The 13998-nt window shown below is 61.0% G+C and carries 13 protein-coding genes; 4 read left to right on the top strand and 9 right to left on the bottom strand.

Translation table 11 applies throughout. The features are described 5' to 3' along the window. Positions 1–229: 229 nt before the first annotated feature. From DNK59_RS28670 to sdhC, 4 genes are read right to left on the bottom strand one after another with little or no spacing between them, the layout of a single operon-like run. Complete coding sequence (locus tag DNK59_RS28670) at positions 230–934, bottom strand: succinate dehydrogenase iron-sulfur subunit (RefSeq protein WP_022643104.1); 705 nt, start codon at positions 932–934, stop codon at positions 230–232. A 12-nt stretch (positions 935–946) separates the two neighbouring features. Further along, positions 947–2719 (bottom strand): succinate dehydrogenase flavoprotein subunit, encoded by a 1773-nt coding sequence (sdhA, locus tag DNK59_RS28665; RefSeq protein ID WP_110725359.1) that lies wholly within the window; start codon positions 2717–2719, stop codon positions 947–949. A 3-nt stretch (positions 2720–2722) separates the two neighbouring features. Continuing rightward, a complete protein-coding gene (gene sdhD / locus DNK59_RS28660; protein WP_011060049.1) occupies positions 2723–3091 on the bottom strand; it encodes a succinate dehydrogenase, hydrophobic membrane anchor protein in 369 nt (122 codons plus the stop codon). Then, positions 3085–3471 (bottom strand): succinate dehydrogenase, cytochrome b556 subunit, encoded by a 387-nt coding sequence (gene sdhC / locus DNK59_RS28655; protein WP_015634665.1) that lies wholly within the window; start codon positions 3469–3471, stop codon positions 3085–3087. Before sdhC ends, sdhD begins: the two co-directional genes overlap by 7 nt. Positions 3472–3821: 350 nt before the next feature. Here sdhC and gltA point away from each other — a divergent pair, with 350 nt between their 5' ends. Beyond that, complete coding sequence (gene gltA / locus DNK59_RS28650) at positions 3822–5111, top strand: citrate synthase (protein ID WP_022643101.1); 1290 nt, start codon at positions 3822–3824, stop codon at positions 5109–5111. Between the two features lie 276 nt (positions 5112–5387). Here gltA and DNK59_RS28645 read toward each other — a convergent pair whose 3' ends face one another. The 3 genes from DNK59_RS28645 to DNK59_RS28635 all read right to left on the bottom strand — a co-directional run bounded on the left by DNK59_RS28645 (position 5388) and on the right by DNK59_RS28635 (position 8396). After that, positions 5388–7046, bottom strand: coding sequence for a cation acetate symporter (locus DNK59_RS28645; protein ID WP_092316954.1), 1659 nt, complete (start codon positions 7044–7046; stop codon positions 5388–5390). Then, positions 7043–7354: a DUF485 domain-containing protein gene (locus tag DNK59_RS28640; protein ID WP_092316957.1), complete on the bottom strand. Its 312-nt coding sequence runs from the start codon at positions 7352–7354 to the stop codon at positions 7043–7045. Before DNK59_RS28640 ends, DNK59_RS28645 begins: the two co-directional genes overlap by 4 nt. A 190-nt stretch (positions 7355–7544) precedes the next feature. Beyond that, positions 7545–8396: a glycine betaine ABC transporter substrate-binding protein gene (locus tag DNK59_RS28635; protein ID WP_092316959.1), complete on the bottom strand. Its 852-nt coding sequence runs from the start codon at positions 8394–8396 to the stop codon at positions 7545–7547. Between the two features lie 330 nt (positions 8397–8726). On the opposite strand from DNK59_RS28635, the gene DNK59_RS28630 reads away from it, so the two are divergent. Then, positions 8727–10280, top strand: coding sequence for a beta (1-6) glucans synthase (locus DNK59_RS28630; protein ID WP_110725380.1), 1554 nt, complete (start codon positions 8727–8729; stop codon positions 10278–10280). Between the two features lie 49 nt (positions 10281–10329). Here DNK59_RS28630 and DNK59_RS28625 read toward each other — a convergent pair whose 3' ends face one another. Beyond that, on the bottom strand, positions 10330–10695 hold the full coding sequence (locus DNK59_RS28625) for a hypothetical protein (protein WP_110725358.1): 366 nt from the start codon (positions 10693–10695) through the stop codon (positions 10330–10332). Between the two features lie 234 nt (positions 10696–10929). Here DNK59_RS28625 and DNK59_RS28620 point away from each other — a divergent pair, with 234 nt between their 5' ends. Both DNK59_RS28620 and DNK59_RS28615 read left to right on the top strand, forming a co-directional pair. Then, positions 10930–12228: a serine/threonine protein kinase gene (locus DNK59_RS28620; RefSeq protein WP_110725357.1), complete on the top strand. Its 1299-nt coding sequence runs from the start codon at positions 10930–10932 to the stop codon at positions 12226–12228. After that, positions 12221–13009: a VacJ family lipoprotein gene (locus DNK59_RS28615; RefSeq protein WP_092316965.1), complete on the top strand. Its 789-nt coding sequence runs from the start codon at positions 12221–12223 to the stop codon at positions 13007–13009. The genes DNK59_RS28620 and DNK59_RS28615 overlap by 8 nt, the downstream gene beginning before the upstream one ends. Positions 13010–13060: 51 nt before the next feature. Here DNK59_RS28615 and DNK59_RS28610 read toward each other — a convergent pair whose 3' ends face one another. After that, on the bottom strand, positions 13061–13984 hold the full coding sequence (locus DNK59_RS28610) for a DUF808 domain-containing protein (RefSeq protein WP_110725356.1): 924 nt from the start codon (positions 13982–13984) through the stop codon (positions 13061–13063). Positions 13985–13998 lie beyond the last annotated feature (14 nt).

The following is a 13998-nucleotide window of genomic DNA, read 5'->3' as shown; positions in this document are numbered from 1 at the left end:
CGAAGACACCGAGCAAGCTTGCAGAAGTCCGAATGCAGCGACCAAAACAAGCCACTTAGGATCACGCTGATAGTCCGGGTACCAGCCCGGATGCCCCTGCTTGTCTCATTTCTTCAAAAATAAGAGCAGCCACTTTGTGAGCTGCTGCTCAGGTTAGAGCCCTGACGCGGGTTGAAGCCCGCGCCTTGGCTTTTACGGGTACAGCGGTCCTACGGGTACAACAGCTGAATCACACGCCGCTCTGCAGCAGCATGTTACGAATGTGACCGATGGCCTTAGTCGGGTTCAGGCCTTTGGGACATACGTTGACGCAGTTCATGATCCCCCGGCAGCGGAATACGCTGAACGGGTCATCCAGGGAAGCCAGACGCTCGGACGTCTTGGTGTCACGGCTGTCTGCCAGGAAGCGGTAGGCTTGCAGCAGTGCAGCTGGACCCAGGAACTTGTCCGGGTTCCACCAGAAGGACGGGCAAGAGGTCGAGCAGCAAGCGCAAAGGATGCACTCGTACAGACCGTCGAGCTTCTCGCGCTCTTCCGGGGACTGCAGACGCTCGATGGCCGGAGCCGGCGTATCGTTCTGCAGGAATGGTTTCACCTTCTCGTATTGCTTGTAGAAGATGCTCATATCGACAACCAGGTCACGGATAACCGGCAAACCTGGCAGAGGACGAATGACCAGCTTGTTCTTCTTGACCACGGCAGACAGCGGCGTGATGCACGCCAGGCCGTTCTTGCCGTTGATGTTCATGCCATCGGAACCGCAAACGCCTTCACGGCAGGAACGACGGTAGGAGAAACCCTCGTCCTGCTCTTTGATCAGCGCCAGCACGTCCAGCACCATCAGGTCCTTGCCACCGGTATCGACTTGGAAAACCTGGGTTTTCGGAGCTGAGTCGGTGTCTGGGTTGTAACGATAAACTTCAACTTGCAACATATCGATCACCCTTTAGTAAGTCCGGACTTTTGGTTCAAAAGTCGGAACAGTCTTCGGCGAGAAGTTGACCGCACGCTTGGCAACGCGCTTCTCACCCGGGAAGTACAGGGTGTGGCACAGCCAGTTTTCGTCGTCACGGTCTTCAAAGTCTTCACGGGCGTGAGCGCCGCGGGACTCTTTGCGCACTTCGGCAGCGATGGCGGTGGCTTCAGCCACTTCCAGCAGGTTCTGCAGCTCAAGTGCTTCGATACGTGCAGTGTTGAAAGCCTGAGACTTGTCGTTGATCTTGACGTTGGCGATACGCTCGCGCAGATCGGCCAGCTGGGCGATACCCTTCTGCATGTATTCGCCAGTACGGAATACACCGAAGTAGTTCTGCATGCAGCTCTGCAGCTCGCGACGCAGGGTTGCAACGTCTTCACCGGTGGTGCGCTCGTTGAGCTTGGCCAGACGGTTCAGGGCCACGTCGACGTCGGTGTCGCTGGCATCGCGGTATTCGATACCGTCGGTCAGCGCTTTTTCCAGGTGCAGGCCGGCCGCACGACCGAAAACCACCAGGTCCAGCAGCGAGTTGCCGCCCAGACGGTTGGCACCGTGTACCGATACGCAAGCCACTTCACCCACTGCGAACAGGCCAGGGATGATGGTGTCTTCGCCAGTGGCGTTCTGAGTGATCGCCTGACCATGAATGTTGGTGGCAACGCCGCCCATCATGTAGTGGCAGGTTGGAACCACTGGCACCGGAGCAACCACCGGGTCAACGTGGGCAAAGGTCTTGGACAGCTCGCAGATACCAGGCAGACGGCTGTGCAGCACTTCTTCGCCCAGGTGATCGAGCTTGAGCATCACGTGGTCGCCATTCGGGCCACAGCCGTTGCCGGCGATGATTTCCTTGACCATGGAACGCGCTACAACGTCGCGGCCAGCCAGGTCTTTGGCGTTCGGAGCATAACGCTCCATGAAACGCTCGCCGTGCTTGTTGATCAGGTAACCACCTTCACCGCGGCAACCTTCGGTGACCAGCACACCGGCGCCGGCAATGCCGGTGGGGTGGAACTGCCACATTTCGATGTCTTGCACCGGAACGCCGGCACGCAGCGCCATGCCGACACCGTCACCGGTGTTGATCAGGGCGTTGGTGGTGGAAGCGTAGATACGACCTGCACCGCCGGTAGCCAGGACGGTGGCCTTGGAGCGGATGTAGGTGGTTTCGCCGGTTTCGATGCAGATAGCGATCACGCCGACAAAGGCGCCATCCTGGTTCTTCACCAGATCGACTGCGTACCACTCGTTGAGGAAGGTGGTACCGGCTTTCAGGTTGCCCTGATAAAGGGTGTGCAGCAGCGCGTGACCGGTACGGTCGGAAGCAGCGCAGGTACGAGCCGCCTGGCCGCCCTTGCCATAGTCCTTGGACTGACCGCCAAAAGGACGCTGGTAGATACGACCGGTTTCGGTCCGGGAGAACGGCAGACCCATGTGGTCCAGTTCGAAGACCGCAGCCGGGCCTTCCTGACACATGTATTCGATAGCGTCCTGGTCACCGATGTAGTCGGAACCCTTGACGGTATCGTACATGTGCCAGCGCCAGTCATCGTTCGGGTCCGCCGAGGCGATCGCGCAGGTGATGCCGCCCTGGGCAGACACAGTGTGCGAACGGGTCGGGAACACCTTGGTGATCACGGCAGTCTTGTGGCCACCCTGGGCCAGCTGCAGTGCGGCACGCATGCCGGCGCCGCCGCCGCCAATGATGATGGCGTCGAAAGAAATGGTTGGAATGTTAGCCATGAATCAGATACCCCAGAGAATCTGCACACCCCAGACGAAGTAAGCGAACATCGCGACGCCGCATACTGCCTGGAAAAGGAAACGCACTGCTGTCGCCGACTTGCCCAGCGCCATCGGCGTCAGGTAGTCAGTCGAGATGGTCCACATGCCGACCCAGGCGTGGGCGCCCAGGGCCACCATGGCCAGCAGACTGAAGATACGCATCCAGTTGTTTGCGAACAGGCCATGCCACTGGGTGTAGTCAATGCCCGGATTCGCTACGAGGTATCCGATCAGGAAAATGAAATAAGCCGCGAGAACGACCGCAGACACACGCTGTGCCATCCAGTCATAAAGGCCCGAACGCGACAGGTTCGTAACGCTGGTTACCATATCCAAACTCCCGCCAGAACGATTACCACCACGGATACGGCGATAACGATTTTCGAGCCCAGCTTGCCGCCTTCCAGCGTCTCACCGATGCCCATGTCCATGATCAGATGGCGTACACCGGCCACCAAGTGATACAGCAAGGCGGACAGGAGGCCCCATGCAACGAATTTGGCCAGCGGACTGGTCAAGCACGCCTTCACCTCGGCATAGCCTTCCTCGGAACCCAGGGATTTGCTCAATGCATAAAGCATGATGCCGATGCCCAGGAAGAGGATGATGCCGGAAACACGGTGAAGAAACGACGTAACGCCGGTGATGGGGAGTTTGATGGTCCTTAGGTCTAGGTTTACAGGTCGTTGGCTATTCACGGCTTTTTTCACACTGAAGAGCCCCTAACAATCAGGGCAAAGTTGTTGGGGAGTGCACTGGTCAGGTAACCACTACCCAGGGAGTGCGACCCCCAATAAAGCGGGCCCGGAAGCCTACGGAGGTCGGTGGCCGAGTATAGACAGTTAGGCTACTAATGACAACGCAAACGCCTTCCCCTAATAGCTGATTGCGTTAGCTATATAAAAGGCGTAAATGGCGCTGAATTTCGCTAAAAAATCGGTCCCAAAGCCTTCTGGGACAAGACTTTAGGCAAATTGACATTCAGATTTATCTCACTATAGTGGTGCGGGCCCTGCGTGGGGGGTCTGTCTGATGATTTCAAGCATAAATAGGAGGCCACATGGCTGACAAAAAAGCGCAGTTGATCATCGAGGGCGCAGCCCCCGTCGAGCTGCCCATTTTAACCGGCACCGTTGGTCCCGATGTAATCGATGTTCGGGGTCTGACGGCCACGGGCCGCTTCACTTTTGACCCGGGTTTCATGTCGACCGCATCCTGCGAATCGAAGATCACCTATATCGACGGCGACCAGGGTATCCTGCTGCATCGCGGCTACCCGATCGAACAACTGGCTGAAAAGTCGGACTACCTGGAAACCTGCTACCTGCTGCTCAACGGCGAACTGCCGAATGCCGAGCAGAAGGCACAGTTCGTCAGCACCGTGAAGAACCACACCATGGTTCACGAACAGCTGAAGAGCTTCTTCAACGGCTTCCGTCGCGACGCTCACCCAATGGCGGTGATGTGCGGCGTAGTCGGCGCCCTGTCGGCGTTCTACCACGACTCCCTGGACATCAATAACCCGCAGCACCGCGAGATCTCCGCCGTGCGCCTGGTGGCCAAGATGCCGACCCTGGCAGCGATGGTTTACAAGTACTCCATGGGCCAGCCGATGATGTACCCGCGCAACGACCTGTCGTACGCGGAAAACTTCCTGCACATGATGTTCAACACACCGTGCGAGATCAAACCGATCAGCCCGGTACTGGCCAAGGCAATGGACCGGATCTTCATCCTCCACGCCGACCACGAACAGAACGCCTCGACCTCCACTGTGCGCCTGGCGGGCTCTTCGGGCGCCAACCCGTTCGCCTGTATCGCTGCCGGTATCGCTGCGCTCTGGGGCCCTGCCCACGGCGGCGCCAACGAAGCCGTGCTGACCATGCTCGACGAAATTGGCGATGTCTCGAACATCGACAAGTTCATCGCCAAGGCCAAGGACAAGAACGATCCGTTCAAGCTCATGGGCTTCGGTCACCGTGTGTATAAAAACCGCGACCCGCGCGCCACCGTGATGAAGCAGACCTGCGACGAAGTTCTCAAGGAACTGGGCATCAACAACGATCCGCAGCTCGAACTGGCCATGCGCCTGGAAGAGATCGCCCTGACCGATCCGTACTTCATCGAACGCTCGCTGTACCCGAACGTCGACTTCTACTCGGGGATCATCCTCAAGGCAATCGGCATTCCAACCAGCATGTTCACCGTGATCTTCGCCCTGGCGCGGACCGTCGGCTGGATCTCCCACTGGAAGGAAATGCTCTCCAGCCCATACAAGATCGGCCGCCCACGCCAGCTGTACACCGGCTACGAGTCGCGCGACATCACCAAACTGGAAGACCGCAAATAAGACCGACCTGCCTTGCGCACACGTCTTAGCTGCACCGGATACGGCCTCTAACAGAGGTCGTATTTGTTTCTGCCCTCCTCCTCCCGCAAGCGCCGACCTGCCGGCAAAGCCTTGCGCCTCAAATACGCTTTCGCTGGCAAGCCAGCTCCTACGTCCCTGCGCCTGCAGTCGGGGGGATCCGGGCAGAGCGAGCGGACACAAAAATGCCCCGATCTCTCGATCGAGGCATTTCGCTATTACGCAGCCTCTATATAGAAGCCGATACAACCCGCTGGCTTAGTGCGACACCGCCCCACTGGCACCCAGACCGGTCTGCGAACGCACGAACTGCGGGAAGAACAGCGCCCGCTCATTGGCCGCCGAAGCCGATTTGTCAGTGATGGAGAAGAACCAGATACCGATGAAGGCGATGATCATCGAGAACAGCGCCGGGTACTCATACGGGAAGATCGCCTTCTCGTGATGCAGGATCTGCACCCAGATGGTTGGCCCAAGAACCATCAGCGCCACCGCACTGACCAGGCCCAGCCAGCCGCCAACCATGGCGCCGCGGGTGGTGAGTTTCTTCCAGTACATGGAAAGCAGCAGCACCGGGAAGTTGCAACTGGCAGCAATGGAGAACGCCAGGCCCACCATGAACGCAATGTTCTGGCTTTCAAAAAGAATACCCAGACCGATGGCCAGCACGCCCAAGGCCACGGTAGTGATCTTGGAAACGCGGATCTCATCCTTCTCGTTGGCCTTGCCCTTCTTGATCACGCTGGCATACAGGTCGTGGGACACCGCCGAGGCACCGGCCAGGGTCAGACCTGCCACAACCGCCAGGATGGTGGCGAAGGCCACTGCCGAGATAAAGCCGAGGAACACACTGCCACCCACCGCATTGGCCAGATGCACCGCCGCCATGTTGTTACCGCCGAGCAAGGCGCCCGCCGCATCCTTGAAAGCCGGATTGGTGCTCACCAGCAGGATCGCGCCAAAACCGATGATGAAGGTCAGGATGTAGAAGTAGCCGATGAAGCCAGTGGCGTAGAGCACGCTCTTGCGAGCTTCCTTGGCATCGCTGACGGTGAAGAAGCGCATCAGGATGTGTGGCAGGCCGGCAGTACCGAACATCAGCGCCAGGCCCAGGGAGAACGCCGAGATCGGATCCTTCACCAGTCCGCCAGGGCTCATGATCGCCTCACCTTTGGGGTGAACCTTGACCGCCTCGGAGAACAGGGTGTTGAAGTCGAAGTTGACGTGCTTCATCACCATCAGCGCCATGAAGGACGCGCCGGACAGCAGCAGCACGGCCTTGATGATCTGCACCCAAGTAGTGGCCAGCATGCCGCCGAACAGCACATACAGGCACATCAGGATCCCCACCAGGATCACCGCCACGTGGTAATCGAGGCCGAACAGCAGCTGGATCAGCTTGCCGGCACCGACCATCTGCGCAATCAGGTAGAACGCCACCACCACCAGCGAGCCGCAGGCCGACAGGGTTCGGATCTGGGTCTGCCCAAGACGATAGGACGCCACGTCGGCAAAGGTGTACTTGCCCAGGTTGCGCAGGCGCTCGGCGATCAGGAACAGAATGATCGGCCAGCCCACCAGGAAGCCGATGGAGTAGATCAGGCCGTCATAGCCGGAAGTGAACACCAGGGCGGAAATCCCCAGGAAGGACGCCGCGGACATGTAGTCACCGGCAATCGCCAGGCCGTTCTGGAAGCCGGTGATCTTGCCGCCGGCGGCGTAATAGTCGGCAGCCGACTTGTTGCGCTTGGAGGCCCAGTAAGTGATGCACAGCGTGGCGCCGACGAAGATCACGAACATCGCGATCGCCGAGATGTTGAGGGGTTGCTTGTGGACTTCGCCTGTCAAAGCGTCTGCAGCCCAGAGGGCGGGAGCGAAAGCGGCAAGACCGAGTGCTGCGAATAGACGTCGGATCATTGCTGAGCCTCCTTCAGAATCGCGTTGTTCAGCTCGTCGAACTCACCGTTGGCGCGTCGTACATAGATGGCCGTCAGGACGAAGGCCGAGACAATCAAGCCGACACCAATGGGAATCCCCCAGGTGATGGATGACGTTGGGCTGAGTTTGGCGCCCAGGACCTGGGGCCCGTAGGCGATCAACAGGATGAAGCCCGAGTAAAGCCCAAGCATGATCGCCGAGAGAATCCAGGCGAACCGCTCTCGCTTGCTGACCAGCTCCTTGAAACGCGGGCTGTTTTGAATCGAGAGGTAAATGCTGTCGTTCATTGTTTTTATCCTCGCAGCACAGATTTTAGGTAGAACCCAATCCACTCTATGCGGCTATGAGGCAGGTTCCAGACGACCTTAGTATTAGAACGACATTAGCCAGCTCGCCAACTTTCCCCGCGAAAAAAACAAGGGCCGCCCGCTGATAACAGCGGGCGGCCCCGGGACCCTCGATCTAGACGCCTGGAAACTATTTAGCCGTCCACTCGGCAACCCGTTCCGGGTGCTTGCCAACCCAGTCCTTGGCCGCTACGTCCGGTTTTGCACCGTCCTGAATGGCCAGCATGACCTCACCGATTTCGTCCTTGGACGCCCACTGGAATTTCTTCAGGAACGCCGCCACTTCCGGCGCCTTCTTCTCCAGGCCCTTGCTGCCGATGCTGTTGACGGTTTCAGCAGCACCGTAGACGCCTTTCGGATCCTCGAGGAAACGCAGCTTCCACTTGGCGAACATCCAATGCGGCACCCAGCCCGTCACGGCGATCGACTCCTGCTTTTCCTCGGCCCGGGTCAGCTCGGCGATCATCGCCGCACCGGAACTGGCCTGCAGCTTGTAGTCCAGGCCGTAATCCTTGATTGCCTGATCCGTCTTGAGCATCACCCCGGACCCGGCGTCGATGCCAACGATCTTGTTCTTGAAGCTGGTGTCGGTCTTGAGGTCGTCGATGGTCTTGGCCTTGACGTACTCGGGCACGATCAGACCGATCTTGGCGTCCTTGAAGTTGGGGCCATAGTCCACCACCTTGTCCTTGTTCTTGCTCCAGTACTCGCCGTGAGTCACCGGCAACCAGGCCGAGAGCATGGCGTCGAGCTTGCCGGTGGCAACGCCCTGCCACATGATCCCGGTCGCCACCGCTTGCAGCTTGACGTCATAACCGAGCTTCTGCCTGATCACCTCCGCAGCCACATAGGTGGTCGCCACGCTGTCGGACCAGCCGTCGACATAGCCGATGCTCAGGGTCTTGCTGTCGGCACTGGCGAAAGTGGAGCTGATGGCAAGTACCAGTGCGGCACCTGCGCCTAAGAGTCGTCGCATCTTCATCGTTACTTCCCCGAATAGTGCAGTGCCAGGCGGCTGCCGGGCACGTCAACGTATGGTTATGGTGCACAGCGCCCCCATCACGCCTCACCGCGAACGCGTTCGATCATCAGCGGAGTACTGATGCTTCGATCATCAACCCGCCCTGGCCCGCGACCTGCTCTGTCTGCGACCTCAAGGCAACCAGCAACGACATCAGATAGCCATTAACCGGCCCGCCGCCGATCCCATGCCACGGGCCCGCCCGAACTTTGCATGGCAAGCGCATGCCGACCACCAAGCCCCGGACAAATACGGGTAAGATGCCGGGCTTTGTTCTGCTACGGCCTGACCATGCCCGCCTCCGCCCGCCTCCCCGTCCCTGCTTATCTGTTTGCCTGCCTGATCGGCCTGCTGGCCCTTTGTGGCTACTGGTACGGCCTCGGCCAGCCCGTGCACCTGCCCGATGTCGCCAGCGCCAGCCACAAACTGCAATGTGCGTCCTACACGCCGTTCGACAAGGATCAGTCGCCCTTCGACCAGCCGTTCGCACTGCGCCCCGAGCGCATGGATGCCGACCTGGCGCTGCTGGCCACACGGTTCGAATGCATCCGCACCTACTCCATGACCGGCCTCGAGGCCCTGCCGGAACTGGCGCGCAAGCACGGCCTGAAGCTGATGATCGGCGCCTGGGTCAACAGCAACCCGGTGGACACCGAAAAAGAAGTCGACCTGCTGATCGCCTCGGCCAACGCCAACCCGGACGTGGTCAGCGCGGTGATCGTCGGCAACGAAGCCCTGCTGCGCAAGGAAGTCACCGGCGCACAACTGGCGCGGCTGATTCTCAAGGTCAAGGCTGGGGTCAAGCAGCCGGTGACCTACGCCGATGTCTGGGAGTTCTGGCTCAAGCACCCGGAAATCGCCCCGGCTGTGGACTTCCTCACCATCCATCTGCTGCCCTATTGGGAAGACGATCCGTCGAACATCGACGCCGCCCTCAACCACGTGGCCGAAGTGCGCCAGGTGTTCGGCAACCGTTTCGCCCCCAAGGACGTGCTGATCGGTGAAACCGGCTGGCCCAGCGAAGGCCGCCAGCGCGAAACCGCATTGCCGAGCCGGGTCAACGAAGCCAAGTTCATTCGCGGCTTCGTCGCCCTGGCAGAACACAATGGCTGGCACTACAACCTGATCGAAGCCTTCGACCAACCCTGGAAACGCGCCAGCGAAGGTGCGGTGGGCGGCTACTGGGGACTGTTCGACGCCGACCGCCAGGACAAGGGCATCCTCGCCGGCCCGGTTTCCAACCTGCCTTACTGGCCGCTGTGGCTGGGCGTGGGCGGTGCGATCTTCCTCGGCACCCTGGTGCTGGGCGGACCGGTCCGGACCCGGCGCGCGGCCCTGCTGCTGCCGCTACTGGGGGCGCTGGCGGCCTGCGCCATCGGCACCTGGGCCGAGCTGGCCCGAGTCACCAGCCGCTTCACCGGGGAATGGCTGTGGGCCGCCCTGCTGCTGGGCCTGAACCTGCTGGTTCTGAGCCATGCGGCACTGACGCTGAGCCCTCGCCAAGGCTGGCGCCAACGAGCCTTCAACGCCCTGGAACAGCGCGCCGGCTGGCTCCTGGCGGCAGCGGGCTTCGCCGCGGCGGTAATGATGCTGGAACTGGTGTTCGACCCACGCTACCGCAGCTTCCCCAGCGCGGCCCTGATCCTGCCGGCGCTGGTCTACCTGTGCCGCCCGGTCCGCGTAGCGCGCCGCGAGATTGCCCTGCTGACCTTCATCCTGGGTGCCGGCATCGCTCCCCAGCTGTACCAGGAAGGCCTGGCCAACCAGCAAGCCTGGGGCTGGGCCCTGGTCAGCCTGCTGATGGTGGCCGCGCTGTGGCGCAGCCTCAGGGCCCGCCTCGCCTGAGCCTTGAACCGTGCCGCGGGCGACCTGGATTGCGCCCGCGGCCGCTACTTCAGGAGCGCGCAGCCCGCACCAGACGCAAAGCGCCAATCACCACCGCGAACACCGCCAGGGTAGTGTTGTACAACGCCAATGCCGGAATGCCGGCCAGCAAGGCCAGCACCGCCAGCCACCAGCCGCTGCGCCCTGGCAGCACAAAGGCCAGTAGCGCGGTGCCCACGGCGCTCCAGCCCAGCACCTTGAAGTGGATCATCCAGCCCAGGCTGGAACGCAGCGAACATTCCCAGCGCCCAGCCTCATCGACACAGGCACCCACCCAGCGCGCATCCTCCATAAAGCCGTAGCGCAAGCCATAACTGGCGGCCAGCCACAACGGCAGGACGATGAGCAGCACAATCACGGGCAAGCGACGAGACATGGAACACTCCGAACAATCAAAACGGCGCCCAGCATAATCCTCCACCAACGCTTGGCAAGGGCGACGCACAGATAACTGTTCAGCAAATGCTGGCAACGTGTATCGTCCGCCTACCAGCAACCTTCGACACGCCTGCGGCAGGGGATATTTGTGCCACCCCATGGCACTTCGGCAGCAGCGCGGTGGTCATAGCCTGCAAACCTCATTCGGCACCTTCCTTCTAGGGATACAGTCATGCTTCGTTCCTTGCGCTTCGCTGCCCTGCTTGGCGGCCTTATCCTGAGTGCGTCCGCGCTGGCGGTCGATGTCGACCCGGCCAGCTATGGCTACCCGCTGACCAACCCGTTCGAAGCCACCATCGCCACCACTCCGCCGGAGTTGCGCCCGGAGCTGCCCGCCAGCGACGACATCCATCAGTCGGACCACAGCCTGACCCTGCGCCCGGAACGCGAGTTCATCCTCCCGGACAACTTCTGGGCGGTGAAGAAACTCACCTACCGCATCGCCACCCAGGATCACGCCGCCCCGCTGATCTTCCTGATCGCCGGCACCGGGGCGCGCTATGACAGCAGCCTCAACGAATACCTGAAGAAGCTCTACTACAAGGCCGGCTACCACGTGGTGCAGCTGTCCTCGCCCACCAGTTTCGACTTCATCAGCGCTGCCTCGCGCTTCGCCACCCCCGGGGTGACCCAGGAAGACGCCGAAGACATGTACCGGGTCATGCAGGCCGTGCGCGCCCAGCACCCCAAGCTGCCGATCAGCGAGTTCTACCTCACCGGCTACAGCCTCGGCGCCCTGGACGCGGCGTTCGTCAGCAAGCTGGACGAGACTCGGCGCAGCTTCAACTTCAAGAAAGTCCTGCTGCTCAACCCGCCGGTCAACCTCTACACCTCGATCACCAACCTCGACAAGCTGGTGCAGACCGAGGTCAAGGGCATCAACAACAGCACCACCTTCTATGAACTGGTGCTGGGCAAGCTGACCCGCTATTTCCAGCAGAAAGGCTATATCGACCTCAACGACGCCCTGCTCTATGACTTCCAGCAGTCCAAGCAGCACCTGAGCAACGAGCAGATGGCGATGCTGATCGGCACCTCCTTCCGCTTCTCGGCGGCGGACATCGCCTTCACCTCGGACCTGATCAACCGCCGCGGCCTGATCACCCCGCCCAAGTACCCGATCCGCGAAGGCACCAGCCTCACGCCGTTTCTCAAGCGCGCCCTGCAGTGCGACTTCGACTGCTACCTGACCGAACAAGTGATCCCCATGTGGCGCGCCCGTACCGACGGCGGCAGCCTGCTGCAACTGATCGACCAGGTGAGCCTCTACGCCCTGCAGGACTACCTCAAGGCCAGCCCGAAGATTGCCGTGATGCACAACGCCGACGACGTGATCCTCGGCCCTGGCGACCTGGGCTTCCTGCGCAAGACCTTTGGCGACCGCCTGACCGTCTACCCCCATGGCGGCCACTGCGGCAACCTCAACTACCGCGTCAACAGCGACGCCATGCTGGAGTTCTTCCGTGGCTAAACATCTCCTGCTTATCGCTGCGTTGCTCTGCACAGGCTATGCCCAAGCCGACAACAGCAAGGCCAACACCCCGGTCACGCCCGATCCGGACGGCTTCACCGAGCCGCTGAAGAAACTCAAGTTCAACCCCGGGCTGGACCAGCGCGAGTTCGAACGCTCGACCCTCAACGCCCTGAACATCTATGACCCACTGGAGTCCTGGAACCGTCGGGTCTACCACTTCAACTACCGCTTCGACCAGTGGGTGTTCCTGCCGGTGGTGGACGGCTACCGCTACGTGACACCGGGCTTCCTACGCAGCGGAGTGAGCAACTTCTTCAACAACCTCGGTGACGTACCGAACCTGGTCAACAGCCTGTTGCAGTTCAAGGGCCAGCGCTCGATGGAAACCACCGCGCGCCTGCTGCTCAACACCACCATCGGCGTTGCCGGGCTGTGGGACCCGGCGACCAAGATGGGCCTGCCGCGAAAAACCGAAGATTTCGGCCAGACCCTGGGCTTCTATGGCGTGCCCGCCGGAGCCTATCTGGTGCTGCCGATCCTTGGCCCATCGAACCTGCGGGACACCGCGGGGCTGGCGGTGGACTACACCGCCGAATCGGCGATCAACTTTCTCAACGTCTCGGAAGTCAGCAGCAATCACCCGGAAATCTGGGCCCTGCGCGGGATCGACAAGCGCTACCAGACCAGCTTCCGCTATGGCCAGCTGAACTCGCCGTTCGAATACGAAAAGGTGCGCTACGTGTACACCGAGTCACGCAAACTGCAGATCGCCGAGTAACCTCCTGCGCCGGTTGTCGGCCGCAACGGCGGCAACCGGCTGACTCGGACCTCAGCCACGCAGCGCACGCCAGCCCTTGCCGAGCGCACTCACCACCAGCAACACCAGGGCGCCAGCGATGATTCCGGCTCCGGCATTGAGCAGGGTCGGCATGATCACCGAGGCGCCGCCGATGATCCCGGCGCTGCGCTGTGCCAACCCCTCGATCAGATGATGCACGGCAGGCACGCCATGGGTGAGGATGCCGCCGCCGACCATGAACATCGCCGCCGTGCCGATCACCGACAGGCTCTTCATCATCCATGGCGCTGCCCGCAAAATGGCGCCGCCGACGCGCCTGGCCAGGGCACCCGGCTTCTGCGCCAACCACAGTCCCAGGTCGTCCAGCTTGACGATGCCGCCCACCAGGCCATAGACACCGATGGTCATGACGATCGCAATCCCCGACAGCACCACCACCTGCTGGCTCAGGGAAGCACCCGCCACCGTGCCCAGGGTGATGGCGATGATTTCTGCGGAAAGGATGAAATCGGTACGGATCGCGCCCTTGATCTTGTCCTTTTCAAAGGCCACCAGATCCACCTGGGGATCGGCCAAGGCGTGCAGGCTCCGCTCATGCTCGGCCGCATCATCGGCATGCGGCAGGTATTTGTGCGCCAGCTTCTCGAAGCCTTCGAAACACAGATAGGCACCACCGACCATCAGCAACGGCGTGACCAGCCAGGGCGCCAGGGCACTGATGGCCAGGGCCGCCGGCACCAGGATCAGCTTGTTGCGAAACGAGCCCTTGGCCACCGCCCAGACCACGGGGAGTTCCCGCTCGGCGCGCACCCCGGAAACCTGCTGAGCGTTAAGCGCCAGATCGTCGCCCAATACCCCGGCGGTTTTCTTCGCCGCCATCTTGGTCATCAAGGCCACGTCATCAAGTACCACGGCGATGTCGTCGATCAATACCAGCAAACTGCTTCCAGCCATGGACCAGGCTTCCC

This window comes from Pseudomonas sp. TKO26 (assembly GCF_003225665.1).
In the GTDB taxonomy this organism is placed as follows: Bacteria; Pseudomonadota; Gammaproteobacteria; order Pseudomonadales; family Pseudomonadaceae; genus Aquipseudomonas; species Aquipseudomonas saponiphila.
This window is presented reverse-complemented; position numbering and strand designations above follow the sequence as displayed.